Origin of the sequence: Enterobacter sp. CM29, from assembly GCF_013179605.1 — a bacterium.
GTDB classification, from domain to species: domain Bacteria; phylum Pseudomonadota; class Gammaproteobacteria; order Enterobacterales; family Enterobacteriaceae; genus Enterobacter; species Enterobacter intestinihominis.
Genome location: NZ_JABMCU010000027.1, coordinates 12520 through 30355, shown reverse-complemented (window position 1 = coordinate 30355; position 17836 = coordinate 12520). Strand labels below are relative to the sequence as shown.

At 57.9% G+C, this 17836-nt stretch carries 18 protein-coding genes and 1 pseudogene; 6 read left to right on the top strand and 13 right to left on the bottom strand.

Features of this window, described 5'->3' with window-relative positions; translation table 11 throughout:
- The 10 genes from HP459_RS05800 to HP459_RS05755 form a co-directional block, all read right to left on the bottom strand.
- A partial coding sequence (locus HP459_RS05800; RefSeq protein WP_171936012.1) for an alpha/beta fold hydrolase occupies positions 1-732 on the bottom strand: 732 nt, incomplete at its 3' end.
- Between the two features lie 9 nt (positions 733-741).
- Positions 742-1272: a cupin domain-containing protein gene (locus HP459_RS05795; protein WP_022649339.1), complete on the bottom strand. Its 531-nt coding sequence runs from the start codon at positions 1270-1272 to the stop codon at positions 742-744.
- A gap of 10 nt (positions 1273-1282) precedes the next feature.
- Positions 1283-2539 (bottom strand): MFS transporter, encoded by a 1257-nt coding sequence (locus tag HP459_RS05790; RefSeq protein ID WP_022649340.1) that lies wholly within the window; start codon positions 2537-2539, stop codon positions 1283-1285.
- 25 nt (positions 2540-2564) lie between these two features.
- Positions 2565-3752, bottom strand: coding sequence for an NAD(P)/FAD-dependent oxidoreductase (locus HP459_RS05785; RefSeq protein WP_063147406.1), 1188 nt, complete (start codon positions 3750-3752; stop codon positions 2565-2567).
- Complete coding sequence (locus HP459_RS05780) at positions 3749-4675, bottom strand: VOC family protein (RefSeq protein WP_038416706.1); 927 nt, start codon at positions 4673-4675, stop codon at positions 3749-3751. Before HP459_RS05780 ends, HP459_RS05785 begins: the two co-directional genes overlap by 4 nt.
- 78 nt (positions 4676-4753) lie before the next feature.
- Positions 4754-5542: an IclR family transcriptional regulator gene (locus HP459_RS05775; RefSeq protein WP_032671673.1), complete on the bottom strand. Its 789-nt coding sequence runs from the start codon at positions 5540-5542 to the stop codon at positions 4754-4756.
- Positions 5543-5554: 12 nt separating this feature from the next.
- Positions 5555-6304, bottom strand: a complete 750-nt coding sequence (locus tag HP459_RS05770) for an SDR family oxidoreductase (RefSeq protein WP_063147405.1) — start codon at positions 6302-6304, stop codon at positions 5555-5557.
- Positions 6304-7326 carry an aromatic ring-hydroxylating dioxygenase subunit alpha gene (locus HP459_RS05765; protein ID WP_017692695.1) on the bottom strand — a complete coding sequence of 341 codons (1023 nt, stop codon included), beginning with the start codon at positions 7324-7326 and terminating at the stop codon, positions 6304-6306. The genes HP459_RS05770 and HP459_RS05765 overlap by 1 nt, the downstream gene beginning before the upstream one ends.
- Positions 7327-7336: 10 nt before the next feature.
- Positions 7337-7645, bottom strand: a complete 309-nt coding sequence (locus HP459_RS05760; RefSeq protein WP_022649346.1) for a recombinase-like helix-turn-helix domain-containing protein — start codon at positions 7643-7645, stop codon at positions 7337-7339.
- Positions 7642-7965, bottom strand: coding sequence for a non-heme iron oxygenase ferredoxin subunit (locus HP459_RS05755; RefSeq protein ID WP_003860044.1), 324 nt, complete (start codon positions 7963-7965; stop codon positions 7642-7644). The genes HP459_RS05760 and HP459_RS05755 overlap by 4 nt, the downstream gene beginning before the upstream one ends.
- Before the next feature lie 415 nt (positions 7966-8380).
- Between HP459_RS05755 and HP459_RS05750 the strand changes: the two are divergent.
- Positions 8381-8713, top strand: a pseudogene (locus HP459_RS05750) (MFS transporter); the annotation flags it as partial.
- 76 nt (positions 8714-8789) lie between these two features.
- On the opposite strand, the gene speB reads toward HP459_RS05750, so the two are convergent.
- The 3 genes from speB to yqgB form a co-directional block, all read right to left on the bottom strand.
- Positions 8790-9710 (bottom strand): agmatinase, encoded by a 921-nt coding sequence (gene speB / locus HP459_RS05745; protein ID WP_017382921.1) that lies wholly within the window; start codon positions 9708-9710, stop codon positions 8790-8792.
- A 213-nt stretch (positions 9711-9923) separates the two neighbouring features.
- The gene (gene speA / locus HP459_RS05740; protein ID WP_022649348.1) at positions 9924-11900 is read right to left on the bottom strand and encodes a biosynthetic arginine decarboxylase; all 1977 of its coding nucleotides are present in this window, start codon (positions 11898-11900) and stop codon (positions 9924-9926) included.
- Positions 11901-11908: 8 nt separating this feature from the next.
- Complete coding sequence (gene yqgB, locus HP459_RS05735; RefSeq protein ID WP_057979949.1) at positions 11909-12040, bottom strand: acid stress response protein YqgB; 132 nt, start codon at positions 12038-12040, stop codon at positions 11909-11911.
- Between the two features lie 660 nt (positions 12041-12700).
- On the opposite strand from yqgB, the gene metK reads away from it, so the two are divergent.
- The 5 genes from metK (at position 12701) to rsmE (ending at position 17811) form a co-directional block, all read left to right on the top strand.
- On the top strand, positions 12701-13855 hold the full coding sequence (metK, locus tag HP459_RS05725; RefSeq protein ID WP_022649349.1) for a methionine adenosyltransferase: 1155 nt from the start codon (positions 12701-12703) through the stop codon (positions 13853-13855).
- Between the two features lie 416 nt (positions 13856-14271).
- Positions 14272-15669: a galactose/proton symporter gene (galP, locus tag HP459_RS05720; protein WP_023298566.1), complete on the top strand. Its 1398-nt coding sequence runs from the start codon at positions 14272-14274 to the stop codon at positions 15667-15669.
- Between the two features lie 59 nt (positions 15670-15728).
- Positions 15729-16226 (top strand): SprT family zinc-dependent metalloprotease, encoded by a 498-nt coding sequence (locus HP459_RS05715; RefSeq protein WP_108367932.1) that lies wholly within the window; start codon positions 15729-15731, stop codon positions 16224-16226.
- 94 nt (positions 16227-16320) lie between these two features.
- Positions 16321-17028 carry a deoxyribonuclease I gene (endA, locus tag HP459_RS05710; RefSeq protein ID WP_108367931.1) on the top strand — a complete coding sequence of 236 codons (708 nt, stop codon included), beginning with the start codon at positions 16321-16323 and terminating at the stop codon, positions 17026-17028.
- A 51-nt stretch (positions 17029-17079) separates the two neighbouring features.
- Positions 17080-17811: a 16S rRNA (uracil(1498)-N(3))-methyltransferase gene (rsmE, locus tag HP459_RS05705; protein WP_003860033.1), complete on the top strand. Its 732-nt coding sequence runs from the start codon at positions 17080-17082 to the stop codon at positions 17809-17811.
- The last annotated feature ends 25 nt before the right edge of the window (positions 17812-17836 follow it).

Genomic DNA, 17836 nt, shown 5'->3' with positions numbered 1-17836 from the left:
TAAAAGCTGTTGGTTGAAAAACACGTCGTTATCGAGATAGCTGGCGTGCCCGGCCTGCGGAATGGCGGTAAACGGCATGCCGTAGCGCAGCGCCAGCCCCTGCACCAGTTCGGGCTGCGTTATCGCGTCCTGCTCGCCGCACCAGACTTCAAACGTGCCGGAGTATCGTTTAAGCCAGCCGTGAATGTCGTCATTCGCCAGCATCCACGCGGCGGCAAGGTAGCCTTCCGGGCGCAGCGTGCGCATGCCCGCCGCGACGGTGGCGATATCTTCCGCGCGCGCGCCGGGGCGCAGCAGCTTCGCGGCACGGGTCTGGGCGAGGATTTCGCCGCCCAATGCCATCTGCTGCTCGCGGTTGCGCCAGACCTGCTCCCGCTGCTCCGGCGCGGCATTGCCGTAGCCCTGCGCAGCGTCGGCCAGTACAAGATGAATGACGCGATCCGGGAACTTCGCCGCAAAGGCACTTGCGACCAGTGCCCCCAGGGAATGGCCAACCAGCACTGCCTGCCAGACACCGGCGCGGTCGAGCATCGCCGCCAGCGCGTCGGCGTAATCCCCCGCGTTTGCCCGCGCGACGGCCAGCATCGGGCTTTCGCCATAACCGGGCATGTCCCACGCCAGCACGCGAAAACCGTTCAGCGCCATCTGCTTGTGCCAGGACGCAGCGCCAGAGCTGATCCCGTGTAGCAGCATCAGCGGAATGCCGCTTCCCTGTTCACGAAAACCCGTCATGGCGCCCCCTTAGTTCCGCTTCACTTTCGAGAGCGGATGGTCGGACGGATAGGTCGGGATTTCCGGCTTGTTGGTCCCCAGCATGACGCACATCAGCGCTTCCTCTTCCCCGTGGTTAAACAGGCCGCGATAGATGCCCGGCGGGACGGAGATCAGGTCACGCTCGCGCAGCACCGTTTCGGTGTAGTTGTCGCCATCCTGGATCATCAGCGTGATTTGCCCCTTGAGCATGAAGAACACCTCTTCCACGTCGTCGTGCAGGTGCAGCGGCCCTTCGCACTTCGACGGCAGTACCATGGTGGAGAAGGTGAAATGGTCCGCCTGCACGGTATTGGTGTCGTTCGCCACGCCGGTTGCGCCGGTGCCGATGTAGCGCATCTGCGCCCGGCGGTATTTCGGGTCAAAATCGGCCTGGAACTTCAGCGCGTTCCAGTCGTATTTACGGCCTTCGAAGCGCGCGATGCGCGACTCGACCCACTCTTCCATCGTCAGATGGTCAGGTTTGATGCCCGTTTTGTGGGTTACGGTTGAATCAGTCATGACACTCTCCTCAGTAACGTCTCAGCAGCGGCAGTAACAGGACGCAGCCCACCGCCGCCATCACCGCCAGAAAAATCAGCCCGGAATCCATGCTGTGGGTGAAGGCGATAAGCGCGCCCATCACCGCCGGCGACAGCGCGCCTGCAAAGTTTCCCAGCCCGTTGAAAATGCCGCCCGCCGTGGCGCTCACCCGGGGATGGGTGGCCTTCGCCAGCAGGGCGAAAATGTTGGGCGCGCCGGTGCCCCACATAAAGGTGCTGAAGCTCATCGCCGCGATGACGGCGAGCGGGGTATCGAGGTGCATCACCGCCGCCAGCCCCACCGCCGCCCCCGCCATCGAGATAAAGCAGGCCGCCGCGCGCTTATCGACCCTGTCCGAGAGCCACGCGCCAATCACTTCCCCCGCCAGCATGGCGATGAACGGCATCGACGACAGCCAGCCTGCATGCTCCAGGTGGATGCCTTTGCCCTTAATTAAGTAGCCAGGCAGCCAGCCGTTGATGCCCCACAGGTAGGTCAGGAACGCGATGTTAAAGATGCAGATGATCCAGAAATGCGGGCTGACGAACAGCTCGCGCCGCGCCGCGCGCCGCTCGTCCTGAGACGCCTGCGAGGTGCCGGGTTTAGCCTCCAGACGGATCCCGCGCAGGCCGATGCGTACAAAGATAAGCACCGGCACGGTAAGCATGGCCATGACAAAGAAGGTGCTCTGCCAGCCGAAGGTGTTCAGCAGCCAGAGGGAGAGCGGGAAGCCAATTGCCGCCCCTACCGGTGTGCCCAGCAGCCACAGCATGGTGGCGCGCGCCTGCAGATGCTGCGGGAAGTTGTGGCGCACGATGGCGAAAGCCAGCGGGAACAGCGGCCCTTCCGCCACGCCCAGCAGGATGCGCAGGACGATCATCAGCGTGTAGTTATGGGTAAAGCCCATCGCCACCATCAGCACGCACCACACAGCCATCATCCCGGTGAGCAGGCGCAGCGGCGCGATTTTGTCGCCTAAACCGCTCAAAAATACCGACGAAAAGCCGTAGCTCAGCAGGAAGGCGCTCATCAATATGCCGAGGCGCGTGGTGTCGAAATCAATGCCCATCGCCTGCTGGAAATGGGTATCCGAAAAGAGCGCCGCGATGCTGATTTTGTCGAAAAACGCCAGCAGCACGCAGGCCAGCAGCGACAACGGGATGGCCCAGCGCACCGCTTTTTCGGGCGTGCGGGTCCCCTCACCGCTCGCCTCAACCGGCGCGGTGTTCGTCTCTAGTGTGGTCATCTCTCCCCCTACGGGTGCGGGTTAGCTATCGCAGTGACATCAGTGAAAATGTCGGGTCGGCAAGCGGTACGTTCGACAGATCCCGCCCCGCCGCCATCCAGCGCTTCGCCAGCTTGACGGTGCGCGCATCGTTGAACGCCACCAGCTGCGTCAGCCGCCCGTTTTCATCCAGCGAGAAGAACAGCGCATCTTCACGCACTATCGTTTTACTCTCCGGCTGCGGAATACCGAGGATCTGAATATTGTGCTGATATTGATCCGACCACAGCCACGGCGCGTCGTCATAACCTGGCGCATCGCGGTTGAGCATCGCTTTCGCCGTCGCCACTGCCTGATTCTGGGCGAAGGCCCAGGACTGGATGCACAGGCCGTAGTGATGGTGCTGGGCCACATCGCCAGCGGCAAAGATGAATGGATCCGAGGTGCGTCCCTGGGCATCCACCACGATCCCGCGCCCGGTTTTCAGCCCCGCATCAAGCGCCAGCTCCAGATTGAGATCGACGCCGATCCCGACCACGACCGTATCAAAGTTTTCACGGTTGCCTTCGCAGTGGATAACCGGCAGGCCGTTATCGTCCTCCAGCTCCAGCGCGCCGCAGCCGGTACGGATCTCCACCCCCTGCTCGCGGTGGATGGCCTCCAGGCGCTGCGACACCTCGCCGCTCACCGAGCGCATGCAGAGCGCAGGCTGCTGCTCGAACAGGGTGACCGCCATGCCGCTTTTCCGCGCGGAAGCGGCAATCTCAAGGCCAATCCAGCCGCCGCCGATAATCGCCAGTTTGTGACTTTCCGACAGGCGACTTTTCAGGCGCTGCGCGTCCTGCCAGTGGCGCAGGGTATAAACCTGCGGATGGCTGGCCCACGCCTGCGAAGGCAGGCGCGCCCGACCGCCGGTAGCGATTAAAAGGATGTTGTAACTAAGACATTCGTCGTTGCTTAAACGCACGATTTTCTCTTCACGATCGACTGATTCAGCACGCAGCGGGCGGTACCAGATCAGGTTCAGCGCCTGCTGCGCTTCTTCGCTAAACAGCCGCGGAAGCGCGGAGTCCGGCTCCAGCAGAGACGCTTTTGACAGCGGCGGCCGCTCGTAGAAATCCCATTCCTCTTCCGCCACCACGCAAATCTCGCCGTCGAAGCCCTCGTCACGCAGGGTTTTCGCCGCCCAGCCGCCCGCCTGGCCGCCGCCGATAATGACAATGCGCGATGTCATACCGCCTCCGGCTTTTTCTGCTGACGGCGCGTGTCGTGGTCAATCCCGCCCTCCACCGCCCATTCGGTAAAGGAGACCAGGGAGTGCTCCAGCTCACGCGGCTGCCAGTTTTCGGTCAGGTAGTCGTCGTTGGTGTAATACTCAAACGCGCCGCCGGTCGGGCTGTTGACGTACCAGAAGTACGCCGACGACACCGGATGACGGCCCGGCCCGATAAAGGTGCTCCAGTCATGTTTATTCATCGCGATACCGCCGCCGATCACCTCGTGGATGTCGCGCACGGTGAAGGCCACGTGGTTAAGGCCGCGCTTGCGGTTCGGCAGTTGCAGCAGGAACAGGTTGTGATGGCCGCCACGCGCCCCGCAGCGCAGGAACACGGCGCGGTTGATATAGCGATCCGAGACCTGGAAGCCGAGCACCTCGCGGTAGAATTTCTCCACTGCCGCCAGCTCTTCCACGAAGAACACCACATGCCCCACGTTGATCGGCTGGGCGCGATCGTAAACCGGGCTGGGCGTGTCGATACGGCGGGCGTCGCCCCACTGGTTTATTGGCTCGACGTTAAGCTCCACGTCGGTCTGCTGGGTCACCTGCACGCGCAGCGTCATGCCGTTCGGATCCAGGCATTCCAGCGCGTCGCCCACTTCACGAAAACCTGGCTGTTGCGCCAGCTTCGGGCGCAGCGCATCCAGCTCAGACTGGCTGGCAACCGCCCAGGTCATGCGGCGCAGGGTGTTGCCCGCTTCAAACGCGGGCGGCAGGTCGGGGCTGTCGATCGGGTTAAGCTCCACGCGCGCGCCGCTCAGGGTGGTGAAACGCTGGCCGCTGGCATCGCCCGTCAGGCCAAAATCACGCATAAATTTGGCGCAGTGCGTCAGGTCTTCCACACCAAATTCCAGCTTTTCAATTCCGGTTATACTCATCGTTCGTTGCCTCATCTGGCCCAGATTGGGCGTAAAACATGCCCGACGCAGTCAAGCGCCTGACGTTAACTCACTGATTTAACTGGCCTGTGACAGATACCCTAAGAAGCCAGAAATTTTATCCGCCGCAAGGCGAACCTCGTTTTGCAGGCGCTCGCGGTCGCTCAGTGGGATCTCCTCCGACGGCACCAGAATGCTGACCACCGCCGCCACGCGGCCGCTTCGGTCATACACCGGGTAGACGATGGAAGAGATGCCGTGGCGGAAGAAGGATTCGCCAATGACATACCCGCGGGCTTTGTCCTGCTGCACCATCTGCCACAGGGCTTCGCGGTCGTGAAGCTGCCCCGGCGTGTTGCCCGGCAGGCGCTCATGCGGGAACAGCTGTTCGAAATCAGCGCGGGAAATATCGGTCAACAGCATGCGGCCCAGCGAGGTGCAGTGCACCGGCAGACGGGTACCAATGCTGACCTGGTTGATACGCGACCCGGCGGCGCTGACGCGGGCGATATAGATAATGTCGCGCCCGTCGCGGATCGCCAGATGGCTGCTGCACTGGCTCACGTCGCGCAATTGCTCGATCACCGGCTGGCCGACCTGCGCCACGTCCAGCGAGGCGATGTACTCAAAGCCAAGACGCAGCACGTTCATGCCCAGCGAAAAGGTATTGGTGCGCGTGTTGCGCTCCAGAAATCCCATGTACTCCAGCGTCTGTACCACGCGATAGGCGGTGGCCTTCGGCATATCCACCAGCCGATGCAGTTCGGCAAAGGTCAGATCGCGATGCTGCTCGCCAAAGGCCAACAGCAGCTGTAAACCGCGCTCCAGCCCCGGCACCAGATACTTCACTTCCTGATCGTTTGCCATCATCGCCCTACCTTAGTTAAATACAAAACCGCCGTTGACCGGGATCAGCTGTCCGGTGATGAACCGCGACAGATCGCTTAACAGCCAGACCACGCTGCCGGTGACGTCTTCCGGCTGCTGTGCCCCGGTTAACGCGCGGCCGTTTTCGTAGAGCTGATGCCGTTCGGCGGGGACATATTCCGTCGCCTCGACGCGGGTTAGCCCCGGAGCGATGGCGTTAATGCGTATACGCTTTTCACCCAGTTCGCGCGCCATTGAGCGGGTCATGGCAATCACGGCGCCCTTGCTGGCGACGTAGGCCATCAGGCGCGGCGCGCCCCACAGCGCGGTGTCGGACGCGACGTTCACGATGCCCGCCCCCTCGCGTAGCAGCGGTACGGCGGCGCGCGTTACCAGCCAGGTGCCTTTGACGTTGACGCTCATCACCCGATCCCAGAGATCCGGATCGTAATCGAGCATATTTTTGCCGCCGACGCCCGTCGCCATCGCCGCGTTGTTCACCAGGCCGTCAATCAGCCCCTGCTCGCCAATCGCGCTGAACACCTGCTCAATGGACTGCGGATCGGCCAGATCGATAACGTGCGATTCGATCGCATATCCCCGCTCGCTCAGCCGGTGGGCGCTCTCGGCCAGCTCGCCTTTGAGGATGTCGCACATCACCACCGCCGCGCCCTGCTCCGCGCAGGCCTGGGAAAAGTGGTAGCCCAGCCCGCGCGCGGCGCCGGTTATGACGATGCGCTTACCGCTCAGCAGCCCGTTCATCAGGCGGCCCCCTGCTGTGCTTCACGCATCGCCAGCTGCTCTTTGGCGGCCTTTTGCATCATGCGACGCAGGCGCGAGAGGCCAACGTCGTGCTGATACAGGTATTCATGATCGCGGGCGTTTGGCGCCAGGCTCTCCAGCACCACGCGGTCCTGCTCCAGCACTTCCCAGTGCAGTTTTTCCAGCCGGTTGCGGTACATGAAGCGCCACATATCGCGCTGCCAGCCCTGCACCCGGCGAATGCGCCAGAAGAAGACGCGGCAGTTGTCGTTATCTTCCGGCACCACCATGCCGACGATAAAGAAGTGGCCGCCCGGCCCGAAACGCTTCTTGTACGGAATGGAGAGACGCATCCAGCAGGTGCCGCTGTTGCCCAGCTCCACCCAGTCGAAGTTGACGCCGCTCTGCCCTTTCTTCTCAAAGATAAAGCCGGTTTTGGTCGGCTGGAGCACCATGTCGGCCTTGCGATCCCCTTCCGCCATCGAGTGCGAGGAGGAGTGCAGATAGGTGCCGTGCATCGGGTCCATCACGTTTTCCAGCGCGTACTGGTAATTGCATTTCCACGCGGCGGTGCAGAGGAAGTTGCTGAAGTTTTCCGTGTCGGCGAGTTCATCCGGGAAGGTCAGTTCGTCCGGCTGCTGATCCGCGGTGACGCCAAACCAGAGGAAGATGGCGCCGTGCGCCTCCTGCACGTTATAGCTGCGCACGCACTGCTGGCCGACCAGCGGACATTTATCCACAGCGGGCACGTCTTTCACCTCGCCGTTGCCCGCCACCTCTACGCCGTGATACCAGCAGGCGATGCGGTCGCCGAGGTTCCAGCCCATAGACAGGCGCGCGCCGCGGTGCGGACAACGGTCCTCCAGCGCCTGCACCTGGCCGTCTTTGTTGCGCCAGACCACAATCTGCTCGCCCAGGCGGGTGATGCCCACAGGAGCAGACTGCACTTCCCAGCTCGCCAGCACCGGATACCAGAGGCCGCGCAGGCCTTTATCCAGATAGTGTTGTACGGTCGTTGTCATCGCATTGCCCTCAGTAGCCGTTAACCTGTAAGAATGCCTGGAAGCTGGCGTCGCTCCACGGCTCGCCCTGCTGGTCGTGCATGCGCACCGCGTTCAGCCCGTTTACCAGCTCCGGCAGGGTTTCAACGCCCTGTTCGAAAAGCTCTTCCAGCGTCGCAATCAGCTTCACCTCCCAGCTTTCCGGCTCACGGCTGCGGGTCTGCCAGATCAGGTTCTGGTACTCGCCCGGCTTGTGAATGGCGCCATTACCGCCCTCTGCCGGCGGGGTAAACTGGCGGCTTTCCGGCAGCGCCGGGTTGTAGTTCAGCGTGTCGCTCATGCCACGGTCTCCTCAACAAAGGTAATCTGAATCTGGTTTTCAAAGACCCGAACCGGGTAACGGTTGAGGTTGCGTCCTCCGGGGCCGTGCAGACACTGGCCGGTTTTGACGTCGAACACCGCCTCGTGCAGCGGGCATTCCACCTTGCCGTCTTCTACGAAGCCCTGACTCAGCAGGGCATAGGCGTGGGGGCATACGTCTTCCAGCGCGTAATATTCACCGTCGATCAGGTAAACGCCGATCTCTTTCCCGTCGACGTTGCCGCTAAAAGGGAAATCTTCCTGTACTTGTTCTGCGTCACATACGCCTATCCAGCTCATCACGATCCTCCAGGCTTTTGTTTCATATATGAAACTCTGTTTCTTATTTAATACGGTCAATATAAAAGCGATGAATGTTTCGTCAAGCGACAATGTGACGAATTTGTTAATCGATCGGCAATTAATTAACTAAGTGTGCAAGGGATCACGAAAAAATGCAGCGATATGAAATTTTCATTATTACAGCGTGAGAAATACGTTTTTTTAATGGTCTCTTATTTTGAATAAAAGATATTGACTTCCTTTCTTTTTACTCTTTAAAAATAAATTAACGTCACCTCTTTCGCGTTTCACCGGTGAAACTGATTTTTAATTTATCTTTAATAAACAATGAGTTTCACAGGTGAATCATTTTAGCTCCGTGACAATCACATTGATGAAAAATATAAGTTACAAAAAACGTAAGGCGGACATGATGACGGCAAGATGGCAAGGCACGATTGCGCTTTTATTACTCATTATTATTTCGTACGTCGATCGGGTAAATATCTCGGTAATGATTTTAAACCCGGAATTTGCCGAACATTTTCAGTTAAATGAAAACAGAATGTTACAGGGTCTACTCATGACCTGCTTTCTTCTGGGTTATGGTTTTTCCGCTCTATTATTAACGCCGGTTATTGAAAGCAAACTTCATTATCGGCAGGGATTATTAAGCAGCATTGCGATTTGGGCCGCGGTCTGCGCGGTTTCGCCTTTGTTAGGCTCGCTGACGGGAATGGTCATCGCCCGCGAAATAACCGGGGTTTGTCCACACCTTCACGCTGGCCTGGGGAATGTTGCTGCTGCGCATGCGGCGCGCAGCAGCAATCAGCGCGTAAGGCTTATTCGCCTTTTTTCGCTGCCTGGATGTAGAGCATTTCCAGCGCCAGGGTCGCCGCGGCCAGCGCGGTGATCTCGGACTGGTCATAGGCCGGAGCCACTTCCACCACGTCCATCCCGACAATGTTCAGATCCTTCAGGCCGCGCACCAGCTTGATGGCGCGGTCTGACGTCAGGCCGCCGATCACCGGCGTACCGGTACCCGGTGCGAATGCCGGATCCAGGCAGTCGATGTCGAAGGTCAGGTAGACAGGCATATCGCCGACGATCTGCTTAACCTGAGCCAGAATATCGTCCACGCCGCGATCGTTCACCTGGCCCGCGTCGAGTACGGTGAAGCCGTTGTCTTTGTCGAACTCGGTGCGGATGCCGATCTGCACGGAGTGGTTCGGATCGATCAGGCCTTCTTTCGGCGCGGTGTAGAACATGGTGCCGTGGTCGAATTCGCAGCCGTTCGCGTAGGTGTCGGTATGCGCGTCAAAGTGCACCAGCGCCATTTTACCGAAGTGCTTCGCGTGGGCGCGCAGCAGCGGCAGTGTCACGAAGTGGTCACCGCCGAAGGAGAGCATGCGTTTACCGGCCGCCAGCAGCTTCTCGGCGTGCGCCTGCAATTTTTCGCTCATTTCGCGCGCGTCACCGAAGGCGTACACCAGATCACCGCAGTCCACCACGTTCAGGCGCTCGCGCATGTCGAAGTTCCACGGGAAGCGGTTGTGCTCCCAGGCCAGGTTGGTGGAAACCTGACGAATTGCCGCCGGGCCATGACGTCCACCCGCACGACCGGACGTTGCCATGTCGAACGGTACGCCGGTGATCACCCAGTCAGCATCGCTGTCGTAAGGCTGGAAGTTCATCGGAAGGCGTAAAAAACCAAACGCGTTAGATACCAGAGAGTTATCGTACTGATGACCTAAAGTGCTCATGTCCTGACCTCTTATAAAGTCGATACATTAAAACAGATGAAAAAAAATCCCCTCCGCGTCGTTAAACCCGACGAGGAAGGGATTGATTCGTAAATCGCATAGTGGGGCGAATTATCGCCGTTAATTCATACGGGTTCAAGTGAGTATAGGGCATTGTGCGGCCTTTGCCCCTCACCCTAACCCTCTCCCCAGAGGGGAGAGGGAATAAAAAGCTTATTCGTCTTCCAGGTAGGTGTAACCGTACAGACCCGCTTCAAACTCTTCCAGGAACTGCTGCTGCAGCGCATCGTCCAGACCGGTGTTTTTGACCTGATCGCGGAACTGGGTGAGCAGTTTTTTCGGATCCAGCTGAACGTATTCGAGCATATCCGCCACGGTGTCCCCTTCGTCGGACAGCTCAACCTCCACGCTGCCGTCAGGGAAGACAAACACGTCAACCGCTTCGGTATCACCGAACAGGTTGTGCATGTTGCCGAGGATCTCCTGATACGCACCCACCATAAAGAAGCCCAGCATTGGCGGGTTCTCCGGATCGTACTCCGGCATTGGCATGGTCGTTGCGATACCGTCACCGTCGACGTAGTGGTCAATCGCGCCGTCGGAGTCACAGGTAATGTCCAGCAGCACCGCGCGGCGTTCCGGCGCATGATTCAACCCTTCCAGCGGCAGAACCGGGAACAGCTGGTCGATACCCCAGGCATCCGGCATCGACTGGAACAGGGAGAAGTTGACGTACATTTTGTCCGCCATACGTTCCTGCAACTCGTCGATAATCGGACGGTGTGCGCGGTTGCTCGGATCGAGCTGCTTCTGCACTTCATGGCACATGTTCAGATAGAGCTGCTCCGCCCACGCGCGTTCCTGCAGGCTAAAGGTGCCTGAAGAATAACCGACGTGAATGTCGTGCAGATCCATCTGGCTGTCGTGCAGCCATTCGCGCAGAGAACGACGCGTGCCCGGCTCGTGCATCTCCTGCCAGGTTTCCCACATGCTTTGCAGGGAACGTGGAGCATCGTCTGCCGGAGGCGTGGCTTCAGTGATTTCGCTGCGCTCAACGCCGATGATGTTAGAGACCAGCACCGTATGGTGCGCAGTGACCGCGCGGCCGGATTCGGTGATCACCGTCGGGTGCGGCAGGCCGTGCTCTTCGCAGGCATCGCCAATCGCCCAGATAATGTTGTTGGCGTATTCGTTCAGGCCGTAGTTGACCGAGCAGTCAGACTGCGAGCGTGTCCCTTCGTAATCCACGCCCAGGCCACCGCCCACGTCAAAGCACTGAATATTTACGCCAAGCTTGTGCAGCTCAACGTAGAAACGTGCCGATTCACGCACGCCGGTGGCAATGTCGCGAATGTTGGCCATCTGCGAGCCAAGGTGGAAGTGCAGCAGCTGAATGCTGTCCAGACGACCGCGCTCGCGCAGAATTTCCACCAGCTGAAGCACCTGGTTCGCCGCGAGGCCGAACTTGGATTTTTCACCGCCGGAAGACTGCCATTTACCGGAACCCTGCGACGCCAGTCGCGCACGCACGCCAAGGCGTGGGATCACGTTCAGACGCTCGGCCTCTTCCAGCACGATCGCGATTTCGGTCATCTTCTCGATCACCAGATAGACCTTGTGGCCCATCTTCTCGCCAATCAGCGCCAGACGAATGTATTCGCGGTCTTTATAGCCGTTACAGACGATCACCGACCGGGTCATGCCCGCGTGCGCCAGAACCGCCATCAGCTCCGCTTTGGAGCCAGCTTCCAGGCCCAGCGGTTCGCCGGAGTGGATCAGGGACTCAATCACGCGACGGTGCTGGTTTACCTTGATCGGGTAAACGAGGAAATAGTCGCCGTTATAACCATACGATTCCCGCGCGCGTTTGAACGCGGCGTTAATAGAACGCAGGCGATGTTGCAGGATCTGCGGGAAGCAGAACAGTGCAGGCAAGCGCTGACCCTGGGCTTCACGGGCTTTCACCAGCTTAGCGAGATCCACGCGCGCTTCCGGGACGTCCGGATCCGGGCAGACACTGATGTGGCCCAGCTCGTTAACGTCGTAGTAGTTATTGCCCCACCAGGCAATATTGTAAGTGCGCAGCATCTTGCTGGCTTCCTGGGAGCTCATCGCAACCTCCTGCATAGAACGTAGTACACCCTGTTCGCCTGCTGACGAAGGCGAAAGCGAAGACATGTCGTCAGACATAGCGAACCTCAACTCTTTGTATTAAGTGTAAAACAGTTGACTACTATCGCAGCGTTATACGGCGATAACAACCCATTAACGGCTCCATTTCCCAGCAGAGTATGCTGAAATCCAGACCGTGCGACCGGTTTCTTATTCATATCATTGTAAAACACGTATCCGAACTCTGTATGACAAGGTTCGGCGAAACCACGAGAAAACTCCTGTATTAACAAGAGCGCCCTTGTTCAGTTTTCACAAAGCGTGACCGGCTCTGGAATCCTGAGAAGCACCGAGATGGGTATAACATCGGCAGGTGTTTAGACCAGAAGTGCGGGTGGGAATCAAATGCGCGCCAGAACGACTGCGCTGAATGAGCGGAAAACAATGGTTCATTATCTCGTATCACCTCCACGGCCGCCTCTGCTGAAACGGACCACAAGCCAAAGCTAAAAGTTCACTGCTTAACCCGGCTGGAAGTGGCGACACGATGTGTTCATCGAGCGCTTAATTTATATGAGCCGCGCGCCGCGTTTTATACCGAGAAGGTCGCTAAAAAGCAAAACAAAAATGCGCAGGTTGCCAGCGCCGTCAGGAAAAATTTCCAGCCGTGTTTTCAACGCAGTGAGAGGTGAGTCAAAAAAAACTGGAAATCGGGTGAAGAAGTGACCTAAAATAGACGTCCAGATGTTAATCCATCCATACCGATTAACACTCAGACTGCCAGTGTCAAAATCCTGCAGGCCTTGGTAGAATTATCTCCTTTGGCTATTCCACACAGCAGTTCGAGCTAACCAAATTCCTTTTAGGTGAAATAAAACATGGCAAAACACCTGTTTACGTCCGAGTCCGTATCAGAAGGACATCCTGATAAAATTGCTGACCAAATCTCCGATGCGGTGCTGGATGCGATCCTCGCGCAGGATCCAAAGGCGCGCGTAGCGTGTGAAACCTATGTCAAAACCGGCATGGTTCTGGTTGGCGGTGAGATCACCACCAGCGCATGGGTAGATATCGAAGAGATCACCCGTAACACGGTGCGTGAGATCGGTTATGTACATTCTGATATGGGCTTTGATGCCAACTCCTGCGCCGTACTGAGCGCTATTGGCAAACAGTCCCCGGACATCAACCAGGGCGTTGACCGTGCCGATCCGCTGGAACAGGGCGCGGGCGACCAGGGCCTGATGTTCGGCTACGCGACCAACGAAACCGACGTGCTGATGCCAGCGCCGGTGACTTACGCACACCGTCTGGTGCAGCGTCAGGCTGAAGTGCGTAAAAACGGCACCCTGCCGTGGCTGCGTCCGGATGCGAAAAGCCAGGTGACCTTCCAGTATGACGACGGGAAAATCGTCGGCATTGATGCCGTGGTTCTTTCCACGCAGCATGCTGAAGATATTGACCAGAAATCCCTGCAGGAAGCGGTGATGGAAGAGATCATTAAGCCGGTTCTGCCAACTGAATGGCTGAGCTCTGCGACCAAATTCTTCATCAACCCAACCGGACGCTTCGTTATCGGCGGCCCAATGGGTGACTGCGGTCTGACCGGTCGTAAAATCATCGTAGATACCTACGGCGGCATGGCGCGCCACGGTGGCGGCGCGTTCTCCGGTAAAGACCCGTCTAAGGTGGACCGTTCTGCGGCGTACGCTGCACGTTATGTGGCGAAAAACATCGTTGCTGCGGGCCTGGCTGACCGCTGTGAAATTCAGGTTTCCTACGCCATCGGCGTGGCTGAGCCAACCTCCATCATGGTGGAAACCTTCGGTACTGAAAAAGTGCCTTCTGAACAGCTGACCCTGCTGGTGCGTGAGTTCTTCGACCTGCGTCCATACGGTCTGATTCAGATGCTGGATCTGCTGCACCCAATCTACCAGGAAACCGCAGCGTACGGTCACTTTGGTCGCGAACATTTCCCTTGGGAAAAAACCGACAAAGCCGCCCTGCTGCGTGATGCTGCCGGTCTGAAATAATCGACTGCCAGCAGCTTAAACAGGCCAGCCTTTGTGCTGGCCTTTTTTATGTCGGGTGGCGGCTATGCCTTACCCGACCTACGGGTAGTGAATTTTGGTAGGCCGGGTAAGGCGCAGCCGCCACCCGGCAATGTTTGGAACCGTTTACACCTCACTCTCTATACCCCGCTTTCAGAATATTCTCTTTGCATGATCGCATTTCTTCTGCTGTTACATTCCCTTTCAGTTAAGTCTGAAATTTGTGCAAACGCGATGCATATCAATTAATTTACCTCTATATTTTCAAAGCTTTAATTATTTTTACGGTTACAAACTAGTGTAACCGATTACACCGTTGTGATTTGACTCACATATTTTTATGAGCCGCTCACCTACTCTTAATATCGTAAAAACTGATAACCCAACTGGAGGGCATAATGCCTGACAATAATAAACAGGGGCGTACGTCCAATAAGGCAATGACGTTCTTCGTCTGCTTCCTCGCCGCTCTGGCAGGATTACTCTTTGGCCTGGATATTGGCGTAATTGCCGGTGCATTACCTTTCATCACCGATGAGTTCCAGATTAGCGCACACACTCAGGAATGGGTGGTCAGCTCCATGATGTTCGGTGCCGCCGTCGGCGCGGTCGGCAGCGGCTGGCTCTCCTTTAAGCTCGGGCGTAAAAAGAGCCTGATGATCGGCGCGATCCTGTTCGTTGCCGGCTCACTGTTCTCTGCCGCTGCGCCTAACGTTGAAGTGCTGATCCTCTCCCGCGTGCTGCTCGGTCTGGCAGTGGGCGTGGCGTCTTATACTGCCCCGCTGTACCTGTCTGAAATCGCACCGGAAAAAATCCGCGGCAGCATGATTTCCATGTACCAGCTGATGATCACCATCGGTATTCTGGGGGCTTATCTTTCCGATACCGCCTTCAGCTACAGCGGCGCATGGCGCTGGATGCTGGGCGTCATCATCATTCCGGCCATTCTGCTGCTGATTGGTGTCTTCTTCCTGCCGGACAGCCCGCGCTGGTTCGCCGCCAAACGCCGCTTCCACGATGCCGAACGCGTGCTCTTACGCCTGCGTGATACCAGCGCCGAAGCCAAAAACGAGCTGGAAGAGATCCGCGAAAGCCTGAAGGTCAAACAGTCCGGCTGGGCGCTGTTCAAAGAGAACAGCAACTTCCGCCGCGCGGTGTTCCTCGGTGTGCTGTTACAGATCATGCAACAGTTCACCGGGATGAACGTCATCATGTATTACGCGCCGAAAATCTTCGAACTGGCGGGCTACACCAACACCACCGAACAGATGTGGGGCACCGTGATCGTCGGCCTGACCAACGTGCTGGCGACCTTTATCGCTATCGGTCTGGTGGACCGCTGGGGGCGTAAACCAACCCTGACGCTGGGCTTCCTGGTCATGGCCGTCGGGATGGGCGTGCTGGGTACCATGATGCACATGGGCATTCACTCCCCAACGGCACAGTACTTCGCCGTGGCGATGCTGCTGATGTTTATCATTGGGTTTGCGATGAGCGCCGGTCCGCTGATTTGGGTACTGTGTTCTGAGATCCAGCCGCTGAAAGGGCGTGATTTTGGTATCACCTGCTCTACCGCAACCAACTGGATTGCCAACATGATCGTCGGCGCAACGTTCCTGACCATGCTCAATACCCTGGGTAATGCCAATACCTTCTGGGTCTACGCCGGTCTGAACCTGTTCTTTATTGTTCTCACGATCTGGCTGGTTCCTGAAACCAAACATGTTTCACTGGAACACATTGAACGTAACCTGATGAAAGGTCGTCCTCTGCGCGAAATCGGCGCACACGACTGATCCTCCTGCGGGGAGGCGCCTCTTGCGCCTCCCCGCTTCCCGCTTTATGCTCTGCCCCTATGAAATCTCCCCGTCTCCCCATCGCCATTCAGCAAGCCGTTATGCGCAGCCTGCGGGAAAAACTCGCCCAGGCCAACCTGAAGCTCGGCCGCAATTATCCTGAACCGAAGCTGGTCTATCAGCAGCGTGGCACCGCGGCGGGCACCGCCTGGCTGGAATCGTATGAGATCCGCCTGAATCTGGTGTTGATGATGGAAAATCAGCAGGCGTTTATCGAAGAAGTGGTGCCGCACGAGCTGGCCCACCTTCTGGTGTGGAAACACTTTGGCCGCGTCGCGCCGCACGGCAAAGAGTGGAAATGGATGATGGAGGCGGTGCTCGGCGTTCCGGCTCGCCGCACCCACCAGTTCGAGCTGGAATCGGTACGCCGCAATACGTTTCCCTACCGCTGCCAGTGCCAGCAGCACCAGCTTACCGTCCGCCGTCACAACCGCGTGGTGCGCGGCGAGGCGACCTATCGCTGCGTAAAGTGCGGCGAACCACTGGTGGCGGAATAATCACTCGAACTTTCAGGAACTTTCCTGATCTGACTGATTGCATACGGGAACAACATTCGTTACGTTGCGGGCTCGTTTTGACACGGAGTGTAAGATGTCCCGTAATGTTTCTCTCGCAGTCGCTTTTCTGGCGACGGCGCTCTCCGGCCATGCTCTGGCCGACGGTATTCACAGTTTCTCACAGGCAAAAACCGCAGGCGTAAAGATTAACGCCGACGTACCGGGTGATTTCTACTGCGGCTGTAAAATTAACTGGCAGGGTAAGAAAGGGATCGTGGATCTGGGATCCTGCGGCTATAAGGTGCGCAAGAACGAGAACCGCGCCAGCCGAATCGAATGGGAACACGTTGTTCCGGCCTGGCAGTTTGGCCACCAGCGCCAGTGCTGGCAGGACGGTGGACGTAAAAATTGCGCAAAAGATCCGGTCTACCGCCAGATGGAAAGCGATATGCACAACCTGCAACCCGCCGTGGGTGAAGTCAATGGCGACCGCGGAAACTTCATGTACAGCCAGTGGAACGGTGGCGAAGGCCAGTACGGTCAGTGCGCCATGAAGGTCGATTTCAAAGAGAAACTCGCCGAACCGCCTGCCCGCGCGCGCGGCAGCATCGCCCGCACTTACTTCTATATGCGCGACCGCTACGATCTCAACCTTTCCCGCCAGCAGACGCAGCTCTTCAATGCCTGGGACAAGCTCTACCCGGTGACGGACTGGGAATGCCAGCGCGACGAACGTATCGCCAAAGTCCAGGGGAATCACAACCCTTACGTCCAGCGGGCTTGCCAGGCGCAAAAGAGCTAACCTACACTACGGCAATTCGCTTATATCGCATGACACATGGAATTTCTGACTATGCGCATCCCTCGCATCTATCACCCTGAACTGATTACCCCAGGCGGCGAAATCGCCCTGTCTGATGATGCCGCAAACCACGTAGGCCGCGTGCTGCGCATGGGCGCAGGCCAGGCGATTCAGCTCTTTGACGGCTCTAATCAGATTTTTGACGCTGAAATTACGCGCGCCGATAAAAAAAGCGTGCACGTGAAGGTGCTGCGTGGCGACGTGGACGACCGGGAATCCCCGCTGCACATTCACCTTGGCCAGGTGATGTCGCGCGGGGAAAAGATGGAGTTCACCATTCAGAAATCCATTGAACTGGGTGTAAGCCTCATTACGCCACTTTTTTCTGAGCGCTGCGGCGTTAAACTGGATGCGGAACGTCTGAACAAAAAGATCCAGCAGTGGCAGAAAATTGCCATTGCAGCCTGTGAACAGAGCGGCCGCAACCGCATCCCGGAGATCCGCCCGGCGATGGATCTGGAGGACTGGTGTGCAGAAGAGGAAAGCGGGCTTAAGCTTAATCTTCATCCGCGCGCCAGCGCCAGCATCAATACGCTGCCGCTGCCCGTTGAGCGCGTACGCCTGCTGATTGGCCCGGAAGGCGGCCTGTCGGCTGACGAAATCGCCATGACGGCGCGTTACCAGTTTACTGATATTCTGTTGGGACCTCGCGTTCTGCGCACTGAGACAACGGCACTCACCGCCATTACCGCCCTACAGGTGCGATTTGGCGATCTGGGTTGAAGCAAAGCCTGACCCATAACCGGAG